Source organism: Alterinioella sp., from assembly GCF_058343375.1.
This window is the reverse complement of the sequence record NZ_JBTUJH010000037.1, coordinates 1-21220: the sequence shown is the minus strand read 5'-3', so window position 1 is coordinate 21220 and position 21220 is coordinate 1. Positions and strand designations below refer to the sequence as shown.

Genomic DNA, 21220 nt, shown 5'->3' with positions numbered 1-21220 from the left:
GCATATACCGAGCCACGGAGACACTCATGCCTGAACAACTCGTCTTTGCAATGGAGGTCTTTCTGAACGGCCTGATGACCGGGGTGATGTATTCCCTTGTCGCGCTTGGTTTTGTGCTGATCTACAAGGCGTCCGGTATTTTCAACTATGCGCAGGGCGTGATGGCGCTGTTTGCGGCCATGACGCTGGTCGGCATTCAGGAAGGCCGGATCCCGTTTTCCGCCCTGATCAACGCTACCTTCGGCACCCGGATCCATGAGTTTGGCTGGCAGGTTCCGGCGCTGCTGGCGATTGCGCTGACGGTGCTGGTGATGATCGGGTTTGCCTGGCTGGTGCAGAAGGTGGTCTTCAAACATCTGGTGGGGCAGGATCCGATCATCCTGTTCATGGCCACCATCGGCCTGGCCTATTTCCTGGAAGGTTTCAGCGATCTGATGTGGGGATCCGAGATCCGCACGCTGGATGTCGGGCTGCCGCAGGGCATCAATGATGCGATCGACCTGGCCACGTTCAACTGGTTCGGCTACGGGTTTTTCATCGACAATCTCGATATCGTGGCCACGATCGTGGCGGCGGTGCTGGTGGCGGGGCTGGTGGCTTTTGCGCAATACACCAAACAGGGCCGGGCCATGCGCGCCGTGGCCGATGACCATCAGGCGGCTTTGTCGGTCGGCATCTCGCTGAATTTCGTGTGGATCCTGGTGTGGTCGCTGGCGGGGTTCGTGGCCCTGGTCGCGGGCATCATGTGGGGCGCGAAATCGGGGGTTCAGTTTTCGCTGTCGCTGATTGCGCTGAAGGCGCTGCCGGTTCTGATGCTGGGCGGCTTTACCTCGATCCCCGGTGCCATCGTGGGCGGGTTGATCATCGGTGTGGGCGAGGCTCTGTTCGAGTTCTCGATCGGCCCGATGATCGGCGGGGCCACGGAAAACTGGTTCGCCTATGTGCTGGCGCTGTTGTTCCTCGTCTTTCGGCCGCAGGGCCTGTTCGGCGAGAAGATCATCGAGAGGGTCTGAGGCATGAGCAAGATCATCGCCATCCTGAATGTCGTGGCATGGGCCGGGTTCTGGGCCTTTGGATATCTGGCGCTGTCGGCGGATGTGACCCAGACCGGGCAGATGACGGTGGCCGCGATTCTGGCCGCGATGGGCGGCGGGCTTGGCCTGTTCGCCTATCTCTGGCTGGTGCGCCATTCCGAAAATACCGGCTATGCCAAACGGCCCAACCGGGCCATGCCGACCCATGATAATGAAGGGACTGTCTGATGTTCTACCGTGAAGCCGGTGATTTCAAGACCACCTACCAGGCCGACAACCAGACCTTCCCGATCGCATTTGATCGCTGGCGTTACTACGCGATATTGTTTGTGGCCATCGTGGTGATCCCGCTGGTGATCAACGATTATTGGGCCAATGCCGTGCTGTTGCCGTTCCTGATTTATGCCATTGCGGCCATCGGGCTGAATATTCTGACCGGCTATTGCGGGCAGGTATCGCTGGGCACTGGCGGGTTCATGGCGGTGGGGGCCTATGCGACCTACAAGCTGATGACGGCATTTGTCTGGATGGACATGGTCACGGTGACGCTGCTGGCCGGGCTGATCACGGCGGTTGTCGGGGTGTTGTTTGGCCTGCCGTCCTTGCGGATCAAGGGGTTCTATCTGGCGGTGGCGACATTGGCGGCGCAGTTCTTTCTGGTCTGGCTGTTCAACCGGGTGCCGTGGTTTTACAACTATTCCGCCTCTGGCCAGATCAACGCCCCGGAACGGTTCATGTTCGGCGTGCCGCTGACGGGTGCCAATGCCGAGGTCTGGGTGAAATACCTGTTCTTGCTGTTTTTTGTGATCGTGCTGGCCTGGGTGGCGCGCAATCTGACACGCGGATCCATGGGGCGGCAATGGATGGCCATTCGGGATATGGATATCGCCGCCGAGATCATCGGGGTGAACCCGCTGAAGGCGAAACTGACGGCCTTTGCGGTCAGCTCGTTCTTTGTCGGAATATCCGGCGCGTTGCTGTTCTCGATCTATCTGGGCGCGGTGGAGGTGGGGGAGGCCTTTGGCATCTCGAAATCCTTCCTGGTGCTGTTCATGGTGATCATTGGCGGGCTCGGCTCGATCTTCGGATCCCTGGCCGGGGCGGCGTTCATGGTGGTCTTGCCGGTGGCGCTGAAGATTGTTGGCGTCGATATGCTGGGCTGGCCCACCGATATCGTGCAGCATCTGCAATTCGTCATCGTCGGCGCGCTGATCATCTTTTTCCTGATCGTCGAGCCGCACGGGCTGGCGCAGCTGTGGCGGCTGGCCAAGGAAAAACTGAGACTCTGGCCGTTCCCGCATTAGGCGCGGCCGCCTGACCGAACGAAGAAATCATCGAATAATCCAAGGGAGGACCTAACCGATGAAGAAACTTCTGACCATGGCCATAGCTGGCCTGATTGCCACGGGGCCTGTGATGGCGGACGAACTTGTGTTCCCGTCGCTCAGCTATCGCACCGGGCCTTATGCGGCGGGGGGGATCCCCTTTGCCGATGGCTATGCCGATTATTTCACGCTGCTCAACCAGCGTGATGGCGGCATCGGCGGTGTGATGACATCCGTGCCGGAATGCGAAACCGCATATAACACCGAGCGTGGCGTGGAATGCTATGAATCGACCAAGGGTCTGGGCGCGCTGGTCTATCAGCCGCTATCGACCGGCATCACCTATCAGTTGATCCCGCGCGCGACCGCCGACGGTATCCCGATCCATTCGATGGGCTATGGCCGGACATCGGCCGCTGATGGCACCGTGTTCGCCAATGTCTTCAACTATCCCGGCAACTACTGGGATGCGGCATCGGTGATGATCAACTACCTGCTGTCCGAGAATGACGGATCATTGGAAGGTCAGAAGATTGCCCTGCTCTATCACAACTCGGCCTATGGCCGGGAGCCGATCCGCACGCTGGAAGTGCTGTCGGAGCAATATGGGTTCGAGCTGCTGCAGCTGGCCGTTGACCACCCCGGTCAGGAACAGGGCAACCAGTGGCTGACCATCCGCCGCGAGCGTCCCGATTATGTCCTGATGTGGGGCTGGGGCGTGATGAACCAGGTCGCAATCCAGGAGGCCGCCAATATCCGCTATCCGATGGATCAGTTCATCGGCAACTGGTGGTCCGGTGCCGAACCTGATGTGATTCCCGCCGGCGATGCCGCCGATGGCTATCTGTCGCTGAACATGAACGGTCTGGGCGATATGCCGGTGTTTGACGACATTCAGGAATATGTGATCGACGCCGGGCTTGCGGCCGGTGAAGGCGGAAACCTGGGGTCGGTTCTGTATACCCGTGGCATGTATGCGGCGATGCTGGCGGCGGAAGCCGTGCGCGTGGCGCAGGAAATGAACGGCGTGGCAGAGATTGACGCCGCCATGATGCGCGACGGGATGGAAAACCTGGTCATCACCGAAGAGATGATGGCCTCCTGGGGTGCGCCGGGCATCGGGCCGGAGTTTACGGTCTCGTGCGAAGATCACGGTGGCACCGGGATGGGCCGTATCCAGCAATGGAACGCGGCCGATCAGGTATGGGTGACGGTGACCGATTTCATCGCGCCCGATGATTCCGTGACACAGCCGCTGATCCTGGAAGACAGCGCCATGTTTGCGGAAGAAAACAACATCGAGCGGCGCTGCAACTGAGCCGGTTGATCTGAACCACCCGGCGGCGGCAGGACCGTTGCCGCCGGGACCCCATGCAAGACCCAACAGGCCCGCTGGAGCGGCCGGAGAAACTGACATGCTGGACGCCGCACCCACCGAGCAAGAGACCCTTCTTGAGATCAACAATATCGAGGTGATCTACAATCATGTGATCCTGGTGCTGAAAGGCGTCAGCCTGAAGGTGCCCAAGGGCGGCATCACCGCATTGCTTGGCGGCAATGGCGCTGGCAAGACGACGACGCTGAAGGCGATTTCGGGGCTGCTGGCCTCGGAACGCGGTGAGGTCACCAAGGGCTCGATCCTGTATCGCGGCCAGAACATTTCCCATGCAGACCCCGCCGACCTGGTCAGGCGCGGCGTTGTCCAGGTGATGGAGGGGCGGCATTGTTTCGAACATCTGACGATCGAGGAAAACCTGCTGACCGGGGCCTATACGACCACCGGCGGCAAGGGGGCCATCGCGGCTGATCTGGACATGGTCTATACCTATTTCCCACGCCTGAAGGAGCGCCGCAAAAGCCAGGCGGGCTATACGTCGGGTGGCGAACAGCAGATGTGCGCGATTGGCCGCGCCCTGATGAGCCGCCCCGAAACCGTGCTGCTGGACGAGCCGTCAATGGGGTTGGCCCCGCAGCTGGTGGAACAGATTTTCGGCATCGTGAAGCGGTTGAACGAGGAGCAGGGCGTGACCTTCCTGCTGGCCGAGCAGAACACCAATGTGGCGCTGAGGTTTGCGCATTACGGATATATTCTGGAATCGGGCCGCGTGGTGATGGACGGGCTGGCCGCGGAATTGCGCGAAAACCCGGATGTGAAGGAATTCTATCTCGGCATGTCCGAGGAGGGCCGCAAGAGCTTCCGCGAAGTTCGGTCCTATCGCCGCCGCAAGAGGTGGTTGAGTTGATGAGGGACAATGCCGTGAGCGATTTCTTCGACCAGCTTGAAACCCGCAGCGCCGATGCCCGCGCCGCCGATCTGGCCAGTGCCTTGCCTCGACAGATTGCCCGGGCGCAGGCCTTGCCGGGGTATCGGAGCAGTCTGGCCGGGGTCGATGCCGCGACCATCACCGACCGCGACGCGCTGGCGGCTCTGCCGGTGCTGCGCAAATCCGATATCGGCAAGGCGCAGGCCAAGGCGGCCCCGTTGGGCGGTTTCGCCGGCGCGGCGCAGGGGTTTGACCATATTTTCCAAAGTCCCGGCCCGATCTATGAGCCCGGCAATATCAGCGATGACTGGTGGCGCATGGGGCGGGTCTTGCATGCCGCCGGTATCGGCCAGGGCGATATCATCCAGAATTGTTTCAGCTATCACCTGACGCCTGCGGGCATGATCTTTGAATCGGGTGCCCGCGCGGTCGGGGCCACGGTGCTGCCTGCTGGCACCGGACAGACCGAACTGCAAGCCCGCGCGGCGCATGATATTGGCGTCACCGCCTATGCCGGCACGCCCGATTACCTGAAGGTGATCCTGGACAAGGCCGAGCAGATGGGGTTGCGGCTGTCCATCACCAGGGCTGCGGTGGGGGGCGGTGCGCTGTTTCCCAGCCTGCGGCAGGAATATTCCGATCGCGGCATTGCCTGTCTGCAAAGCTATGCCACCGCCGATCTGGGCAATATCGCCTATGAAAGCGATGCGATGGAGGGGATGATCGTCGATGAGGGCGTGATCGTCGAGATCGTGCGCCCCGGCACCGGTGACCCGGTCGCCCCGGGCGAGGTGGGCGAGGTTTTGGTGACCACGCTGAACCCCGATTACCCGCTGATCCGCTTTGCCACCGGCGATCTTTCCGCCATCATGGACGGGGCCAGCCCCTGCGGCCGGACCAATATGCGCATCAAGGGCTGGATGGGCCGCGCCGACCAGACCACCAAGATCAAGGGCATGTTCGTGCGCCCCGAACAGGTGGCCCAACTGGTCGCCCGGCACGCCGAGATTACCCGCGCCCGGGTGGTCGCGGAGCGCGAAGGCGAGATGGATGTGATGCAGGTGAAACTGGAAACATCGGCCGCTGATACAAGCGCCTATGAACAAACCGTGCTGGATACGCTAAAGTTGAGGGGGCGAATCGAGATCGTTCCGGTCGGATCCCTGCCAAATGACGGCAAAGTCATTGAGGATCGCCGCAGCTACGAATGATCCCGGGCGCCTTCTTTTTAGAGGAGGATTTCGCATGAGATCATTTATCGGAGCGTTTTTGTTGATGTCTGTCGCCCTTCCCGCCCAGGCCGATACGGCCCTGGTCGTGGGCAGCGTGGACGCGACCGCCACCACCAGTTACGGCGCGCCGCGCTATGTCGGCACCGCGTTGCAACCGCTGGATCAGGCCGGGTTTGACGTCCTGTCTGCCTTTGATGCCGATGTCGATACCCTGCGCGGGCTGGTCTCGCAGATGGTGGCGAGGAACGAGGAGGACCGGCTGGTTATCGTGCTGGCGGGTCGGTTTGCGAATTTCGGCGGGCTGACCTGGTTTCTGGGTCGCAATGCCGGGGTGCAGGATCTGGGCAGTGTTTCGGGCGCGGGCATTCCGGTGCAATTGCTGCTGGATATCGCGGCGCAGGTCGATGGCGGCGCGATCATTCTGTTGGGGCCCGAAGATCAGGGCCTGCCGATGGGGGTGGGTCTGAGTGACGGGATCGGCACGCTGGAGGTGCCCGAGGGCGTCACGCTGGCGACCGGTCATCCGGCCGCGATCGCGCGCTTTGCATCGCGTGAATTGCTGGTTCCGGGGCGCCCGATCCGCGATGCCTTTGCCCGCACGCCGGGGTTGAGCGTGGTGGCGCTGAATGAGCCGTTTACGCCCTTCATTCCGGCCCCCGTCGTGACACCGACGATCCCGCCTGCCGATCAATCCTATTGGGAGGCGATGGCTGCGTTGAACAATGTCTTTGCCTATCGCGCCTATCTGAACCGCTATCCCAATGGCTATTACGCCGCCGAGGCGCGCAGCCGGATTGACGCGCTGGCCCCGCCCACGCCGCAACTGACACCGCAGGAAGTGGAGTCTGCGCTTGGCCTGAACCGCAACCAGAAACGCGATATTCAGCGTGATCTGGCGGCGCTGTCCTATTACACCAACGCCATTGACGGCCTTTTCGGTCCGGGATCACGCGGCGCGATCCGCGCCTGGCAGCAAGCCAATGGGCTGCCCGTTACCGGTTATCTGGATGCGGCGCAGATCGCGCGCCTGTCAGATCAGGGTGATGTTCGCAGGGCCCAGATTCAGGCCCAGGACCGGGCCTATTGGCAACAGACCGGGGGCGGCAATAATGAGGCCGGGATGCGCGCCTATCTGGATCGCTATCCGCATGGCGAATTTGCCGAGCTTGCCCGCGAACGTATCGCCGCGATGGAAGAGGCGCGCGCCGAACAGGCCGATAGCGACTATTGGAACCAGACCGGGCGCGGCATCGACGAGGCCGGATTGCGCGCCTATCTGCAACGCTATCCCAATGGCCAGTTCTCCAACCTGGCCCGGCAGCGCCTGGCCAATATCGAGGCCGCCCAGGATCGTGATTACTGGCAACAGACCGGGGCCGGTGGCACCGAGGCGGGGCTGCGCGCATATCTGGACCGCTATCCTGACGGCGATTTTGCCCATACCGCGCGCCAGCAGTTGAATGCGCTGACCCATGCCAATAATCAGGCCGCCGCCTGGCAAGCGGCGCAGGCGGCGGATACGATCAACGCCTACCGGCAATATATCAACGCCTATCCCAACAGCCCGAACGCAGCCGTGGCGCGGGCGCGGATTGCGGATATCGAGGCCGCCCGGGACAACGCCTATTGGCAACAGACCGGGGCATCGGGCACCGAGGCGGGGCTGCGCGCCTATCTGGACCGCTATCCTGACGGGGCGTTTGCCCAGACTGCGCGCCAGCAGTTGAATGCGCTGACCCGTGCCGGCAATGAGGCCGCGGCCTGGCAGGCGGCGCAGGCGGCCGATACGATCGACGCCTATCGGCAATTTCTCAACGCTTATCCGGCCAGCCCGAATGCGAGCGCGGCGCAGGCGCGGATAGCGGAAATTCGGATGGACAACCAGGCCTGGCGCCAGGCGCAGACCACCGACACGGTCGATGCCTACCGGGATTATCTGAATGCCTACCCCAATGGGCGTCACGAGAGCGAGGCGCGCGCCGCGTTGCAGGAAATCCGGGCCGACAATCAGGCCTGGCGCGATGCCCGCAACGCCGATACAGCCCGTGCCTACCGGCGATACCTGAATGAGTATCCCAATGGTCGCTATGCCCAGCAGGCGCGGGATCGACTGGCTGCGATGAGCGGCGGTGGGCCCCCTGTTGATCCTGCGGTCGGGCAGATGTCGAATGCGCAGCTGCAACTGGCGGCCACCCATCTGCGGCGGATCGGGCTGTTGCCGCAGGGCAATGTGACCGAAGCCGATATCGTCGAGGCGCTGCGGCGCTATCAGCGGTCGCGCGGGTTGAACGAAACCGGCCTGCTGGATCGCCAGACCACGGTGATGCTTTTGGGCGAGGCGCTGATCGGAGGCAATTGAAGTTGCGGCCACGGATATGAAAAAACGCCGCAGAGGTGACTCTGCGGCGTTTTTCGCAACTGTTTGGCCGGGTGGCTCAGCCCTGGCGGGCTTTGAACCGGCGCTGCGTCTTGTTGATCACATAGACACGGCCCTTACGGCGCACGACGCGGCAATCGCGGTGACGCTGCTTGAGCGAGCGGAGTGAGTTTCTGACCTTCATCGGTCCTCTCCTCTTTCGCGGCGCGGCGATGCGCCTTTGGGTTAAGCCCTTGAAAACAGGGCGGGAATGGTGGGCGATACTGGGATCGAACCAGTGACCCCTTCGATGTCAACGAAGTGCTCTACCGCTGAGCTAATCACCCCCTTGATCACGGAGACCGGACAAACCGCTATACGGCCAGCCGCAGCACCGCCACGTTGGGTAGGCGGTCTATAAAAGGAGTCGGGCAGGTGTTCAAGGGCTTTTGAAGCCACAAAAAATCGCGCAAGGTGGCAAGTGATGACAGAGCCTTCGCAAACCCGCCCCGCGTATCGGTTGGAGATGCCGAAAACCCAGACCGGGCCGGTTGTCGTGGCCTCGCCGCATTCGGGGCGGCATTACCCCTGGGGCTTTGCCCGCCGCACGGTTCTGGATGAACGCACGATCCGGTCATCGGAGGATGCGTTTGTCGATATGCTGGTGGCCGAGGCCCCGGCGATGGGGGCCCCGTTGCTGGCCGCCGAATACCCGCGCGCCTTTATCGACCTGAACCGATCCTGCGAAGAGATGGACCCCGCCGTGATCGAAGGGCTGGAGCGCGTCCCGTCAAATCCGCGCGTCAGTTCCGGTCTGGGCGTGATCCCGCGCGTGGTGGCAAACGGGCGGTTGATCTATCGCGGCAAGCTGAGCCTGGCGGAAGCCGAGGACCGGATCGAACAGGTCTGGCGGCCCTATCATGCCTGTCTGGATCAACTGCTGCACCAGACGCGGGCGGAATTTGGCGCGGCCATCCTGCTTGATTTCCATTCCATGCCCGGTGATGCGCTGGACGCGGTGGCGCGAACGCCCGGTGCGCCGCGCCCCGATGTGGTGATCGGGGACCGGTTCGGGGCCTCGGCCAGCGCCGATGTGGTCGATGCGCTGGAGGCGGCGTTTCGTGGCACCGGGCTGGTGGTCAGCCGCAACACGCCCTTTGCCGGGGCCTATATTGCGCAGCATTACGGGCAGCCGTCGCGCGGCCAACACGCCATCCAGATCGAGATTGACCGCGGCATCTACATGAACGAGGCGCTGATCCGCCCGAACGGCAATTTCGGCCATGTGAAGGCGCTGCTGACGGGGGTTCTGGGCCGGATGATCGGGGCCCGGGGCGACAGCATGCCGGTGGCGGCGGAATAACACGCGGTCTGGTGGTATTGGAGAATGCGGGCGCCTGCGGCGGGCGAGTATTTTTGCAAAGAAGAAGACGGGCGGGCGCGTTAACCCTAATATGGGGTTAGCGGAGTGAGCGGCCCTTGACGATGGCACCGGATCCGAATCTGGCGCGGATCCGGTCGCTGGCGCGTTCTGCCGCAATCCGGGAATTTTCCTGCGGGTCGAGCAGGTTGCCGCTGCGGTCGGCCTGATCCTCAGGCACCATATCGGCGACGCCGACGCCAATCAGCCGGTAGGGTTTGTCATGGTTGACCTGATCAAAGAGGTCGCGCGCGACCCGGTAGATGCGATCGGCCAATTGTGTTGCATCCTCCAGCGACAAGCGCCGGGAAATGGCCGAAAAATCGCTGCGCTTCAGTTTCAGGACCACGACCCGGCCGGCAATGCGCTTGGCCTTGAGGCGGTCCGAAACCTTTTCCGCCAGCCGCCAGATATGGCCGTCGAGCAGGTCGAGGCTGGCGGTATCCTCGGAAAACGTGGTTTCGGATGAGAGAGATTTCATTGGCGCATTGCGGGTGACGCGGCGGTGATCCTGGCCGCGTGCCAGATGCCAGAGCCGATCCCCCATGGGGCCGAAGCGGGTGCTCAGGTCTTGCCGGTCCCAGCGCTTGAGATCGGCGAAACTGCGGATGCCCGCCTGGGCAAGCGATGCCTGCCCGACCGCACCGATGCCCCAGATCATGCGCACGGGTTTGGGGTCGAGAAACGCCACCGTCTCGGCGGCTCCGATCACCGAAAAGCCGCGCGGTTTGTCGAGATCCGAGGCGATCTTGGCCAGAAATTTGTTATGGCTGAGACCGATCGAGCCGGTGATGCCCAATTCGCCCTGCATCCGGTTCACCAGTCGCGCCAGCATCACGGCAGGCGGTGCCCCGTGGAGTTTTCGGGTGCCGGTGAGGTCCAGAAAGGCCTCATCCAGGCTGAGCGGTTCGATGGCCGGGGTCAGTTCCTCCATCATCTCGCGGATCTGGCGCGAGACCTGGGCGTAAACCTCCATCCGGCCAGGCAGGACCACGGCTTCGGGGCAAAGCCTGAGCGCCTGAAACATCGGCATGGCGGATTTCACACCCTTGATGCGGGCGATATAGCAGGCGGTCGAGACGACGCCGCGTTTGCCGCCGCCGATGATCACCGGCTTGTTGCGCAGATCCGGGTTGTCGCGCTTTTCGACGCTGGCATAGAACGCGTCGCAATCCATATGCGCGATCGAGAGGTCAAAAAGCTCTGGATGGGCCGTGATGCGCGGGCGCCCGCAGTCGGGGCAGCGCGTTCCGGCGTCAAACTGGGTCAGGCAATCGCGACAAAAGGCGGGCATCGGTGTTCTTGGGGGTTGAGACCGGGGCAGATCGGGGTCATTTGTGATCTAGAACATTTCTTTGACCCATTGCATAGTCACGCATATGAAAAACGAGGATAGTATAATGGACTTTCAGGCCATCTTGAATGGGCTGCTTGGCGGCAACATCGTGATCTTGCTGCTGGCGGGCTTTATTCTGCTCAGCATCTATCTGGGTATTCGGATCGTTCCGCAGAGCCAGAAATTTGTGGTGGAACGCTTTGGCAGGCTGCGCTCGGTGCTTGGGCCGGGGATCAATTTCATCATCCCGTTTCTGGACCGGGTGGCACATAAGATATCGATCCTGGAACGTCAGCTGCCCAATGCCAGCCAGGATGCGATCACCAAGGACAACGTGCTGGTGCAGGTGGAAACCTCGGTGTTCTACCGCATTCTCGAGCCGGAAAAGACCGTTTATCGGATCCGCGATGTCGATGCCGCCATTGCCACTGTGGTGGCAGGGATCGTGCGCGCCGAGATTGGCAAGATGGATCTCGATGAGGTGCAGTCGAACCGCGATCAGTTGATCAGCGAGATCAAGCACAGCGTCGAACAGGCTGTGGATGACTGGGGCATCGAAGTGACGCGGGCCGAGCTTCTGGATGTGAATCTGGATCAGGCGACCCGCGACGCGATGTTGCAACAGTTGAACGCGGAACGCGCGCGCCGGGCCCAGGTGACCGAGGCCGAGGGTGCCAAGCGATCGGTGGAGCTGAATGCCGATGCCGAACTGTATGCCGCTGAAAAACTTGCCGATGCGCGCAAGATCCTGGCCGATGCCGAGGCCTATGCCACCCGCGCGGTGGCGGAAGCGATTGCAGAGAACGGCCTGGAGGCGGCGCAGTATCAGATTGCTCTGAAACAGGTGGAGGCTTTGGGCAAGATTGCGCAAGGATCAGGCGCGCAGACCATCGTGGTGCCCGCCGACGCGATCGATGCCTTTGGCAAAGCCTTCCAGATGCTGAAAGGGCGCGGCTGATGTGGTTCGAATGGTGGGTCTGGGGGGCGGCTGCCATTGTGTTGGCCATAGGTGAGATCCTGCTGCCGTCCTTCGTGCTGCTCGGCTTTGGTATTGGCGCGGGTCTTATCGCGCTGATCCTGCTGGTTGGCGGCCCGCTGGCGGCGATGATTGCCGGGACCGTGCCGATGCTGCTGCTGTCTTTTTCCGTGATGTCGCTGATCGCGTGGTTGGTGCTGCGCCGCGTCGTGGGGGTGCGGCATGGTCAGGTGAAAACATTCGACACTGATATCAACGACGACTGAGGCGCAGAGAGTTTATGCCTCCGGCGGGGATATTTGGGGCGCAAAGACGCCGAAAATTTAGCTCAAATTGCTTTCATCTTGGTGAAAATACCTCGGGGGTGCGGGGGTAGAACCCCCGCTGGCGCTGCCCTCAGATCTTGGCGATTTCGTCCAGAATTGCTTGCGCGGCGGCGGCCGGGTCTTTAGCTTGCCAGATCGGGCGGGCCACCACGATATGATCGGCCCCATCCGTGATTGCCTGCGCCGGCGTGGCGACGCGCTTCTGATCGCCCAGATCGGCCCCTTTCGGGCGCACGCCGGGGGTGACGATCAGGCGGCCCGCGGCCTCGGGCAGGGCGCGGATGCGGGCGGCTTCGCGCGGTGAGGCGATGATGCCATCGGCCCCGGCGTCAAAGGCCAGCCCGGCGCGTTCAACCACCAGATCGGCAATATCGCCCGCTTTGATCAGGCAGGCATCCAGATCGGCCCGGTCGAGCGAGGTCAGGATGGTCACGCCGAGGATCTTCATTCCGGTTCCGGCGGCACCTTGTTTGGCAGCACGGATCACATGCGGATCACCATGCACGGTCAGGAAATCGAGATCGAACTGCGCCAATCCGCGCACCGCCGCCTCGACCGTGGCGCTGATGTCAAAGAGTTTCATGTCGAGGAAGATGCGCTTGCCATGCTCTTGTTTCAGCTCATTGGCCAGCGCCAGGCCTCCGCCGGTCAACATGCCAAGCCCGATCTTGTAGAACCCGACCGCGTCACCGATCCGGGTCGCCAGGTCCAGCCCTGCCACGGCATCGGGCACATCTAGCCCCACGATCAACCGGTCATCGCTCATGTCCATCCCCTTCGCATCTGCGCGCCCGTGATTATGCGCCATTGTGGCCCAAGTCCATGCGCCAAAAAGGGCGGCCCGGATCTGCGGGAGGGACAAACCGCTGATCCGGGCCGGGAAAACAGGCAGAACGTAGGGGCAGGGTTCGGCCTGGGGTAATTGGGGGTGGCGCGGCCCTGACCGGGAGGGGAGAGGGCTCAAGAAAGAGCCGCGCCTGGGGGGGTTATCTGGAGTTGCGCAACGCCTCCTGGTTGAGGCCCGCGCTGATTTTCGGGAAGGGCGCATCTTGCGGCCCGTGCCAGGCGCAGGAAATGGCGCGTTGGCGGGATCCGTCATGCAAGATCGCATCGGCGCGGAAGCAGGCGCTTTTGGCGTCATAGGCGACATGGGTCAGGTCGATACGCATCTTTTCCGGCTCCTGCATCTTTGCGGTGTCTTGTCTCTTCATGCTGGTATGTCGTGCGGATGGGCCAATAGGTTTCAAAATAAAGCACGTCTCGGAAAACTTGCATCCCTTAACGCTGCCTGAAAGCAAGGATTTTTACGCGTCAAGGGATGCACCCTGTCTCAAGATTTCTGAGAAGTGCCGTAGTGTGAAAAAAGTCAAACAGCACGTATATCGGTAATTTGGCGGGAATTCCGGCGCGCAATCTTGCGAAGGCGACCGCGTCACCCCATTTGTCCTTCAAGGCCTGCAAACGGCTCCGTGCTGCGGTTGCGGGCGGACAAAACGGCAGGCGCTTGTAAGAAGGAGAGTAGAACATGAACTTGGAGAAGTTCACTGACCGCGCACGCGGTTTTCTTCAGGCCGCGCAGACCATTGCGCAGCGTGAGGACCACCAGAAACTGGTTCCCGAACATTTGCTGAAGGCGCTGCTGGACGATGATCAGGGCATGGCAGCCAATTTGATCAACCGCGCCGGCGGCGATGCCCGCTTGGTGCTGGAATCGGTTGATCTGGCGCTGTCGAAATTGCCGAAAGTCACCGGCGACGGCAGTCAGCTATACATGGATGGCCAGACCGCCAAGGTCATGGGCGAGGCCGAGAAACTGGCCGAAAAGGCCGGTGACAGCTTTGTCGCGGTCGAACGTATCCTGACCGCGCTGGCGATGGTCAAATCGAAGGCGCGCGAGGCGCTGGAGGCGGGCCAGGTCAATGCCCAGGCGCTGAATGGCGCGATCAATGACATCCGCAAGGGGCGCACTGCCGACAGTGCCAGTGCCGAGGATAATTACGAGGCGCTGAAGAAATATGCCCGCGACCTGACCGAGGCCGCGCGCGAGGGCAAGATCGACCCGATCATTGGCCGCGACGAGGAAATTCGCCGCGCCATGCAGGTGCTGTCGCGCCGGACCAAGAACAACCCGGTGCTGATCGGTGAGGCGGGCGTCGGCAAGACCGCGATTGCCGAAGGTCTGGCGATGCGGATCGTTGATGGGGATGTGCCGGAATCTCTGCGCAACAAGACGCTGATGTCGCTGGATATGGGCGCGCTGATCGCAGGCGCGAAATACCGTGGCGAGTTCGAGGAGCGGTTGAAGGCCGTGTTGAACGAGATCGGCGCGGCGGCGGGTGAGATCATTCTTTTCATCGACGAGATGCACACGCTGGTGGGGGCCGGGAAATCGGATGGCGCGATGGATGCGGCGAACCTGATCAAGCCTGCTCTGGCGCGCGGGGAACTGCATTGTATCGGGGCCACCACCCTGGATGAATACCGCAAATATGTGGAAAAAGACGCCGCCCTTGCGCGTCGGTTCCAGCCGATCCTGGTGGAAGAACCCACCGTGCAGGACACGATCAGCATCCTGCGGGGCATCAAGGAAAAATACGAACTGCATCACGGCGTGCGGATCTCGGATGCGGCTCTGGTGGCGGCGGCGCAGCTTTCGCAACGCTACATCACCGACCGCTTTCTGCCCGACAAGGCCATCGACCTGATGGATGAGGCCGCCAGCCGGTTGCGGATGGAGGTCGACAGCAAGCCCGAGGAGCTGGACGCGCTGGACCGCGACATTCTGCAAAAGCAGATCGAGGCGGAGGCGTTGAAGAAAGAGGATGACGCGGCCTCGAAAGAGCGGCTGGAGACGCTGGAAAAGGTGCTGGCGGAGTTGCAGGAGCGCTCTGCGGAAATGACGGCGCAATGGCAGGCCGAACGCGACAAGCTGGAAAGCGCGCGCGTGTTGAAGGAAAAGCTGGATCAGGCCCGCGCCGAACTGGAACAGGCCAAGCGCGCCGGTGATCTGGGCAAGGCGGGCGAGCTGTCTTACGGTGTCATTCCGGCGCTGGAAAAGCAGCTGGCCGAGGCCGAGGCGCATGACAATGATGTCATGGTCGAAGAAGCCGTGCGCCCCGAACAGATCGCTTCTGTCGTCGAGCGCTGGACCGGTATTCCGATGTCCAAGATGCTGGAAGGCGAGCGCGAAAAGCTGCTGCGTATGGAGGATGAGATCGGCAAGCGGGTGATCGGCCAGCGCACCGCGGTGACGGCTGTCGCCAATGCCGTGCGCCGGGCGCGGGCGGGCCTGAACGATGAGAACCGCCCGCTTGGCTCGTTCTTGATGCTGGGGCCAACCGGCGTCGGCAAGACCGAACTGACCAAGGCGCTGGCGGCGTATCTGTTTGACGATGAACATGCGATGGTGCGGATCGACATGAGCGAATTCATGGAGAAACACTCCGTGGCCCGCCTGATCGGGGCGCCGCCGGGCTATGTCGGCTATGATGAGGGCGGCGTGCTGACGGAAGCGGTGCGGCGCAGGCCCTATCAGGTGGTGCTGTTCGACGAGGTCGAAAAGGCGCATCCGGATGTGTTCAACGTGCTGTTGCAGGTGCTCGATGATGGCGTGCTGACCGATGGTCACGGCCGCACCGTGGATTTCAAGCAGACGCTGATCGTGCTGACCTCGAACCTTGGGGCGCAGGCCTTGAGCCAATTGCCCGATACGGCCGATGCCAGCGATGCCAAGCGTGACGTGATGGATGCGGTGCGGGCGCATTTCCGGCCCGAATTTCTCAACCGTCTGGATGAAACGATCATCTTTGACCGGCTGTCGCGCGACGATATGGATGGCATCGTCAAAATTCAGCTGGGCCTGCTGCAAAAGCGTCTGGCGGACCGCAATATCAGCCTTGATCTGGACGCGGGCGCAATGAAATGGCTGGCCGATGAGGGCTATGACCCGGTATTCGGGGCCAGGCCGCTGAAACGGGTGATCCAGCGCGCGTTGCAGAACCAGCTGGCCGAGATGATCCTGGCCGGTGAGATCAAGGATGGTGCCACGGTGCATGTCAGCGCCGGGGCGGACGGGTTGATCGTGGGCGACCGCATCAGCAGTTCCGAACGCCAGCCGCCGGATGAAGCCGTGGTGCACTGAAACAGAAAACGGGCAGGTCCAGGTCGGGCCTGCCCGTTTTTTCGGAAAGCATCCCCCGGCTTTTCCCATGCGGATGATCCGCAGAGCCGGATCGCGGCCGCCACATCACCGATCCCCGCCCGATCCGATCGATCCCCCCCCGGAAACTCCCGCAACCTGGCCGCCCGGTCAGGTCTTGGCGGTTGCATGACAGCCCCGGCAAGGGCAGGTTCGGCCCTGAAAAATCTGGAGAGATTGGCCAATGATGAACGTGCTTCTCAATCTTCTGGCGCAGGCGTTCCTGCTGGTTCTGGGCCTGACCGTGCTGGCCATTGTGGTGCTGGCCATTGTGGACCGGCTCCAGACCGCAGATGCGATCCGCCGCAATTATCCGGTGATCGGGCGGTTCCGGCATCTGTTTTCCGCATTGGGCGAGTTTTTCCGGCAGTATTTCTTTGCCATGGACCGCGAGGAGCTGCCCTTCAACCGGGCGCAGCGCCATTGGGTTGCCCATGCTGCCGATGGCGGGTCCAACACATTGGCCTTTGGCTCCACCCGGAGCCTGGCCATTCCCGGCACGCCGATTTTCGTGAATGCCGCGTTTCCGCCGCTCGATGACCAATATGCCTCGACCGAGCCGATGCAGATCGGGCCATATGCGCGCCACCCCTATATGGCCCCGTCCCTGTTCAATATCTCGGGCATGAGTTTTGGCGCGATCTCGAAGCCGGCGGTGCAGGCGCTGAGCCGGGGGGCCAAAGCCGCCAATATCTGGATGAATACCGGCGAAGGGGCGCTGTCATCCTATCATCTGGAGGGCGGCTGCGACATCGTCTTTCAGATCGGCACCGCGAAATACGGGGTGCGCAATGCTGCCGGCGGCCTGGATGATGACAGGCTGCGCGACATTGCGGCCCATGACATGGTGCGCATGTTCGAACTGAAACTGGCGCAGGGCGCGAAACCCGGCAAGGGCGGCATCCTGCCCGGCGAAAAGATCACCGCCGAGATTGCCGCGATCCGGGGCATCCGGGCGGGTCAGGACAGCCTGTCGCCCAACCGGCATCCCGAGATCGATGATTTTGGCGATCTTCTGGATATGATCGGCCATATCCGCGAGGTCACCGGCAAGCCCGTGGGGATCAAGACAGTGGCCAGCAGCGCCGAACCGTTTGCGGAGCTGTTTGGCCTGATCAACGCGCGCGGGCCGGAATGCGCCCCCGATTTCATTACCCTGGATGGCGGTGAAGGCGGCACCGGCGCATCCCCGATGCCGTTGATGGATCTGGTGGGCATATCGATCCGCGAAAGCCTGCTGATGGTGTCGGACCTGCGCGACCGGGCCGGGCTGAAGGATCGGATCAGGCTGGTGGCCTCGGGCAAGCTGATCAACCCCGGCGATGTTGCATGGGCGCTGGCGGCGGGGGCCGATTTTGTAACATCGGCGCGCGGTTTCATGTTTTCACTGGGCTGCATCCAGGCGCTGAAATGTAACAAGAACACCTGCCCGACCGGCATCACCACGCATGATGGGCGGCTGCAGAAGGGGCTGGTCGTGGCGCATAAGGAAACCCGCGTGGCGCGCTATGCAAGGAATATTATCAAGGAAGTCGAGACAATTGCCCATTCCGTGGGGGTGGCGGAGCCGCGTCTTTTGCGGCGGCGTCATGTGCGTCTGGTGCAGCCCGACGGGGTCTCCAGACCGATGCATGAGGTTTATCCGCGAAGTAACGAAACCCCAACAATGCCGTGAGGAAACGAGCTTTGTCTTTGTTCGGCCCCATCTTTTTGGCAGGTTGCCGACAACGCAAAGGAGACACCGCATGGCCTATCGCTATCGCTCGCCACTGACCCACGCCGATGTAACCCCGAAACATATCTATATGAACCGCCGCCAGTTGATGGCCGGCAGTTCGGCCCTGTTGGGGGCAGGCCTGATCGGGGCCGGGGCGCGGGCCCAGGGGGCGCTGGAGCCCAACAGTTTCGAGGATATCACCAATTACAACAATTTCTATGAGTTCGGCACCGGCAAGACCGACCCGGCCGCCAATGCGCATAGGCTGACCACCGACCCGTGGAGCATCGAGATTGACGGGCTGGTCGACAACCCCGGCACCTATTCGCTGGCCGAGCTGCTCGATGGCATGACGATCGAGGAGCGCATCTACCGGCTGCGCTGCGTCGAGGCCTGGTCGATGGTGGTGCCGTGGAACGGGTTTGAACTGGCCGATCTTCTGACCCGTGTGGGGGTGCAGGAGGGCGCGCAATATGTGGCGTTCGAGACGCTGGTGCGCCCCGAGGAAATGCCGGGCCAGCGCCGCGCGATCCTGGATTGGCCCTATCGTGAGGGGCTGCGGCTGGATGAGGCGATGCACCCGCTGACGATTTTGGCGACCGGGCTGTATGGTGATCCGTTGCCCAATCAGAACGGAGCGCCGCTGCGGCTGGTGGTGCCGTGGAAATACGGCTTCAAATCGATCAAGTCGATCGTGCGCATCTCGCTGACGGCAGAACAGCCCGAAGCGACATGGAACATGCAGAACCCGCGCGAATACGGGTTCTATTCGAACGTGAACCCCGAGGTCGATCACCCGCGCTGGAGCCAGGCCACCGAACGGCGTGTTGGCGGCGGCCTGTTTTCCGGGCGCGAGCAGACGCTGATGTTCAACGGTTACGCCGATCAGGTCGCCAGCATGTATGAAGGCATGGACCTGTCGGTAGATTACTGAGGGCCGCCGCGCCCCGGTGAATATCGTGTATATTGTTCTTGCCGATCGGTTCGCCGCCCCTGGAGTTTGGCGCGACCCCCTTGTTGTGGATGACGAAGATGATTGATTGGATAAACCAGACCGCGCGCAAGCTGCCTGAATGGCCGCTCTATTTCATCGGCTTCATTCCGGCGGCGGTTTTGCTGTGGCTTGGCGTGAATGGCGGCCTGGGGGTGGAACCGATCAAGACGCTGGAGCAGAATCTGGGGCGGATCGCGCTGCAGTTTCTGATTGCCTCGCTGATGGTGACGCCGCTGCGCCGCTATGGGGGCCTGAACCTGCTGAAATTCCGCCGACCCCTGGGATTGCTGGGCTTTGGCTATATCTGTCTGCATCTCACCACATGGCTGGTGCTGGATATGGTGTTTCTGTGGGGACAGATCCTTGAGGATCTGACCGAGCGCCCCTTTATCATCATCGGCATGACGGTATTTCTGCTGCTGCTGCCGCTGGCGCTGACCTCGACCAGGAAATGGATCCGCCGTCTGGGCCCGCGTTGGCAGAAACTGCACCGGCTGGTCTATCTGGCGGTGCCGCTGGCCGGCATCCATTTTCTGATGCAGGAACGGGTCTGGACGGTCCAGTTGATCATCTATCTGACACTGTCCTTTGGTGTGGTTGCCATACGGGTGGTCTGGATGCGGCGGCGGGTTGCCCGGTGATTCAGCCCCGAGTCGGGCTGAATCGGGCCGCCACAGCGGTGAAACCTACCAAGTTCTGGGGATAAGCCTGTGGATAACGCAAGATGTTGATATCCGGGCCGAATCCGAGTCGCTGCGCCGCAGAGATTCATCTGATGCAGGCGCAGAAAGATCAGAAAAGTTAATCAGGTAAGCTATTGAAAAATAACAAGATAAATAGACCGCGCAGAAAAAAATCATGTTTCTGCAAAAAAGCGCTTGCGGGTCTCAGCGCCGCGGCCTAAACACCCCTCACCAGCGGCGCAGAGATGCTCCAACGGGGCGCCAGACGGGCCGCAGGGCAACGAGACGCAAGACGAAAAACACTGAGGTAAATGAAGCGGGCCGCGCTAAAGAGATTAGCGCAGTCGGTTGAATTTGTCTCTCGCTCTTTGAAATTGATAGTATCTGAAGAGATATGTGGGCGGTTTGGTTCAGTTCGATGGATCAACCTTCTGTATATCAACGCTGGTAGGGTTTCGGCCCGATGATCCAGTGTCAGCTTCACTGTTTGGACGGTTTCTTGTTTTCTTATGAAAACCTGAAGCACAACACACAGAAAAAACTGTTCGATGATGTTTCCTAGCCGGAGCATTGTTGGACGATGTGCAGAGGTTCGAACGTCAAGGATAAGCAAGCAATTGCTTTTCAACTTGAGAGTTTGATCCTGGCTCAGAACGAACGCTGGCGGCAGGCCTAACACATGCAAGTCGAGCGCTTCACTTCGGTGAGGAGCGGCGGACGGGTTAGTAACGCGTGGGAACGTACCCTTTTCTACGGAATAGCCTCGGGAAACTGAGAGTAATACCGTATACGCCCTTAGGGGGAAAGATTTATCGGAGAAGGATCGGCCCGCGTTGGATTAGGTAGTTGGTGGGGTAATGGCCTACCAAGCCTACGATCCATAGCTGGTTTGAGAGGATGATCAGCAACACTGGGACTGAGACACGGCCCAGACTCCTACGGGAGGCAGCAGTGGGGAATCTTAGACAATGGGCGCAAGCCTGATCTAGCCATGCCGCGTGAGTGATGAAGGTCTTAGGATCGTAAAGCTCTTTCGCCAGAGATGATAATGACAGTATCTGGTAAAGAAACCCCGGCTAACTCCGTGCCAGCAGCCGCGGTAATACGGAGGGGGTTAGCGTTGTTCGGAATTACTGGGCGTAAAGCGCACGTAGGCGGATTAGTAAGTTAGGGGTGAAATCCCAGGGCTCAACCCTGGAACTGCCTCTAAAACTGCTAGTCTTGAGTTCGAGAGAGGTGAGTGGAATTCCGAGTGTAGAGGTGAAATTCGTAGATATTCGGAGGAACACCAGTGGCGAAGGCGGCTCACTGGCTCGATACTGACGCTGAGGTGCGAAAGCGTGGGGAGCAAACAGGATT

Annotated in this window: 18 protein-coding genes, 1 tRNA gene and 1 rRNA gene; 15 read left to right on the top strand and 5 right to left on the bottom strand. The window is 61.4% G+C overall.

Annotation, left to right across the window (positions count from 1 at the left end; genetic code table 11):
* The first annotated feature begins 26 nt into the window (after positions 1-26).
* The 7 genes from ACW8PS_RS06160 to ACW8PS_RS06130 all read left to right on the top strand — a co-directional run bounded on the left by ACW8PS_RS06160 (position 27) and on the right by ACW8PS_RS06130 (position 8214).
* A complete protein-coding gene (locus tag ACW8PS_RS06160) occupies positions 27-1013 on the top strand; it encodes a branched-chain amino acid ABC transporter permease (RefSeq protein ID WP_491526435.1) in 987 nt (328 codons plus the stop codon).
* Positions 1014-1016: 3 nt separating this feature from the next.
* On the top strand, positions 1017-1262 hold the full coding sequence (locus ACW8PS_RS06155) for a hypothetical protein (protein WP_491526434.1): 246 nt from the start codon (positions 1017-1019) through the stop codon (positions 1260-1262).
* Positions 1262-2338, top strand: coding sequence for a branched-chain amino acid ABC transporter permease (locus ACW8PS_RS06150; protein ID WP_491526433.1), 1077 nt, complete (start codon positions 1262-1264; stop codon positions 2336-2338). Before ACW8PS_RS06155 ends, ACW8PS_RS06150 begins: the two co-directional genes overlap by 1 nt.
* A 58-nt stretch (positions 2339-2396) precedes the next feature.
* The gene (locus ACW8PS_RS06145) at positions 2397-3677 is read left to right on the top strand and encodes an ABC transporter substrate-binding protein (protein ID WP_491526431.1); all 1281 of its coding nucleotides are present in this window, start codon (positions 2397-2399) and stop codon (positions 3675-3677) included.
* Positions 3678-3774: 97 nt separating this feature from the next.
* On the top strand, positions 3775-4602 hold the full coding sequence (locus ACW8PS_RS06140; protein WP_491526429.1) for an ABC transporter ATP-binding protein: 828 nt from the start codon (positions 3775-3777) through the stop codon (positions 4600-4602).
* Positions 4602-5834, top strand: coding sequence for a phenylacetate--CoA ligase family protein (locus ACW8PS_RS06135; protein ID WP_491526428.1), 1233 nt, complete (start codon positions 4602-4604; stop codon positions 5832-5834). Before ACW8PS_RS06140 ends, ACW8PS_RS06135 begins: the two co-directional genes overlap by 1 nt.
* Before the next feature lie 64 nt (positions 5835-5898).
* A complete protein-coding gene (locus ACW8PS_RS06130; protein WP_491526427.1) occupies positions 5899-8214 on the top strand; it encodes a peptidoglycan-binding protein in 2316 nt (771 codons plus the stop codon).
* A gap of 76 nt (positions 8215-8290) precedes the next feature.
* On the opposite strand, the gene ykgO is transcribed toward ACW8PS_RS06130, so the two are convergent.
* Positions 8291-8416, bottom strand: coding sequence for a type B 50S ribosomal protein L36 (gene ykgO, locus ACW8PS_RS06125; protein WP_010141322.1), 126 nt, complete (start codon positions 8414-8416; stop codon positions 8291-8293).
* Positions 8417-8483: 67 nt separating this feature from the next.
* Positions 8484-8558 (bottom strand) — tRNA-Val (locus ACW8PS_RS06120).
* A 137-nt stretch (positions 8559-8695) separates the two neighbouring features.
* Here ACW8PS_RS06120 and ACW8PS_RS06115 point away from each other — a divergent pair.
* Positions 8696-9574: an N-formylglutamate amidohydrolase gene (locus ACW8PS_RS06115; protein WP_491526425.1), complete on the top strand. Its 879-nt coding sequence runs from the start codon at positions 8696-8698 to the stop codon at positions 9572-9574.
* Between the two features lie 97 nt (positions 9575-9671).
* Here the strand turns inward: ACW8PS_RS06115 and ACW8PS_RS06110 are convergent, their stop codons facing one another.
* On the bottom strand, positions 9672-10925 hold the full coding sequence (locus ACW8PS_RS06110) for a DNA polymerase IV (protein ID WP_491526424.1): 1254 nt from the start codon (positions 10923-10925) through the stop codon (positions 9672-9674).
* A gap of 106 nt (positions 10926-11031) precedes the next feature.
* Here ACW8PS_RS06110 and ACW8PS_RS06105 point away from each other — a divergent pair, with 106 nt between their 5' ends.
* A complete protein-coding gene (locus ACW8PS_RS06105; protein ID WP_491526423.1) occupies positions 11032-11925 on the top strand; it encodes an SPFH domain-containing protein in 894 nt (297 codons plus the stop codon).
* Positions 11925-12209 (top strand): NfeD family protein, encoded by a 285-nt coding sequence (locus tag ACW8PS_RS06100; protein WP_491526422.1) that lies wholly within the window; start codon positions 11925-11927, stop codon positions 12207-12209. The genes ACW8PS_RS06105 and ACW8PS_RS06100 overlap by 1 nt, the downstream gene beginning before the upstream one ends.
* Positions 12210-12339: 130 nt before the next feature.
* On the opposite strand, the gene pyrF is transcribed toward ACW8PS_RS06100, so the two are convergent.
* The gene (pyrF, locus tag ACW8PS_RS06095; protein ID WP_491526421.1) at positions 12340-13035 is read right to left on the bottom strand and encodes an orotidine-5'-phosphate decarboxylase; all 696 of its coding nucleotides are present in this window, start codon (positions 13033-13035) and stop codon (positions 12340-12342) included.
* Between the two features lie 220 nt (positions 13036-13255).
* On the bottom strand, positions 13256-13438 hold the full coding sequence (locus tag ACW8PS_RS06090) for a hypothetical protein (RefSeq protein WP_491526420.1): 183 nt from the start codon (positions 13436-13438) through the stop codon (positions 13256-13258).
* A 356-nt stretch (positions 13439-13794) separates the two neighbouring features.
* On the opposite strand from ACW8PS_RS06090, the gene clpB reads away from it, so the two are divergent.
* From clpB to ACW8PS_RS06065, 5 genes are all read left to right on the top strand, one after another.
* Complete coding sequence (gene clpB, locus ACW8PS_RS06085; protein ID WP_491526419.1) at positions 13795-16410, top strand: ATP-dependent chaperone ClpB; 2616 nt, start codon at positions 13795-13797, stop codon at positions 16408-16410.
* Between the two features lie 244 nt (positions 16411-16654).
* Positions 16655-18142: an FMN-binding glutamate synthase family protein gene (locus ACW8PS_RS06080; protein ID WP_491526494.1), complete on the top strand. Its 1488-nt coding sequence runs from the start codon at positions 16655-16657 to the stop codon at positions 18140-18142.
* Positions 18143-18212: 70 nt separating this feature from the next.
* Positions 18213-19118, top strand: a complete 906-nt coding sequence (gene msrP, locus ACW8PS_RS06075; RefSeq protein ID WP_491526418.1) for a protein-methionine-sulfoxide reductase catalytic subunit MsrP — start codon at positions 18213-18215, stop codon at positions 19116-19118.
* Between the two features lie 98 nt (positions 19119-19216).
* Positions 19217-19819 carry a protein-methionine-sulfoxide reductase heme-binding subunit MsrQ gene (gene msrQ / locus ACW8PS_RS06070; RefSeq protein WP_491526417.1) on the top strand — a complete coding sequence of 201 codons (603 nt, stop codon included), beginning with the start codon at positions 19217-19219 and terminating at the stop codon, positions 19817-19819.
* Positions 19820-20486: 667 nt separating this feature from the next.
* Positions 20487-21220: ribosomal RNA gene (locus ACW8PS_RS06065) — 16S ribosomal RNA — on the top strand; the annotation flags it as partial.

Coding starts and splice junctions, on each gene's coding strand:
- ACW8PS_RS06160 (WP_491526435.1), top strand. CDS start 27: ATGCCTGAACAACTCGTCTTTGCAATGGAGGTCTTTCTGAACGGCCTG.
- ACW8PS_RS06090 (WP_491526420.1), bottom strand. CDS start 13,438: ATGCGTATCGACCTGACCCATGTCGCCTATGACGCCAAAAGCGCCTGC.
- pyrF (WP_491526421.1), bottom strand. CDS start 13,035: ATGAGCGATGACCGGTTGATCGTGGGGCTAGATGTGCCCGATGCCGTG.
- ACW8PS_RS06110 (WP_491526424.1), bottom strand. CDS start 10,925: ATGCCCGCCTTTTGTCGCGATTGCCTGACCCAGTTTGACGCCGGAACG.
- msrP (WP_491526418.1), top strand. CDS start 18,213: ATGGCCTATCGCTATCGCTCGCCACTGACCCACGCCGATGTAACCCCG.
- ACW8PS_RS06145 (WP_491526431.1), top strand. CDS start 2,397: ATGAAGAAACTTCTGACCATGGCCATAGCTGGCCTGATTGCCACGGGG.
- ACW8PS_RS06150 (WP_491526433.1), top strand. CDS start 1,262: ATGTTCTACCGTGAAGCCGGTGATTTCAAGACCACCTACCAGGCCGAC.
- ACW8PS_RS06135 (WP_491526428.1), top strand. CDS start 4,602: ATGAGGGACAATGCCGTGAGCGATTTCTTCGACCAGCTTGAAACCCGC.
- msrQ (WP_491526417.1), top strand. CDS start 19,217: ATGATTGATTGGATAAACCAGACCGCGCGCAAGCTGCCTGAATGGCCG.
- ykgO (WP_010141322.1), bottom strand. CDS start 8,416: ATGAAGGTCAGAAACTCACTCCGCTCGCTCAAGCAGCGTCACCGCGAT.
- ACW8PS_RS06105 (WP_491526423.1), top strand. CDS start 11,032: ATGGACTTTCAGGCCATCTTGAATGGGCTGCTTGGCGGCAACATCGTG.
- clpB (WP_491526419.1), top strand. CDS start 13,795: ATGAACTTGGAGAAGTTCACTGACCGCGCACGCGGTTTTCTTCAGGCC.
- ACW8PS_RS06130 (WP_491526427.1), top strand. CDS start 5,899: ATGTCTGTCGCCCTTCCCGCCCAGGCCGATACGGCCCTGGTCGTGGGC.
- ACW8PS_RS06140 (WP_491526429.1), top strand. CDS start 3,775: ATGCTGGACGCCGCACCCACCGAGCAAGAGACCCTTCTTGAGATCAAC.
- ACW8PS_RS06155 (WP_491526434.1), top strand. CDS start 1,017: ATGAGCAAGATCATCGCCATCCTGAATGTCGTGGCATGGGCCGGGTTC.
- ACW8PS_RS06115 (WP_491526425.1), top strand. CDS start 8,696: ATGACAGAGCCTTCGCAAACCCGCCCCGCGTATCGGTTGGAGATGCCG.
- ACW8PS_RS06100 (WP_491526422.1), top strand. CDS start 11,925: ATGTGGTTCGAATGGTGGGTCTGGGGGGCGGCTGCCATTGTGTTGGCC.
- ACW8PS_RS06080 (WP_491526494.1), top strand. CDS start 16,655: ATGAACGTGCTTCTCAATCTTCTGGCGCAGGCGTTCCTGCTGGTTCTG.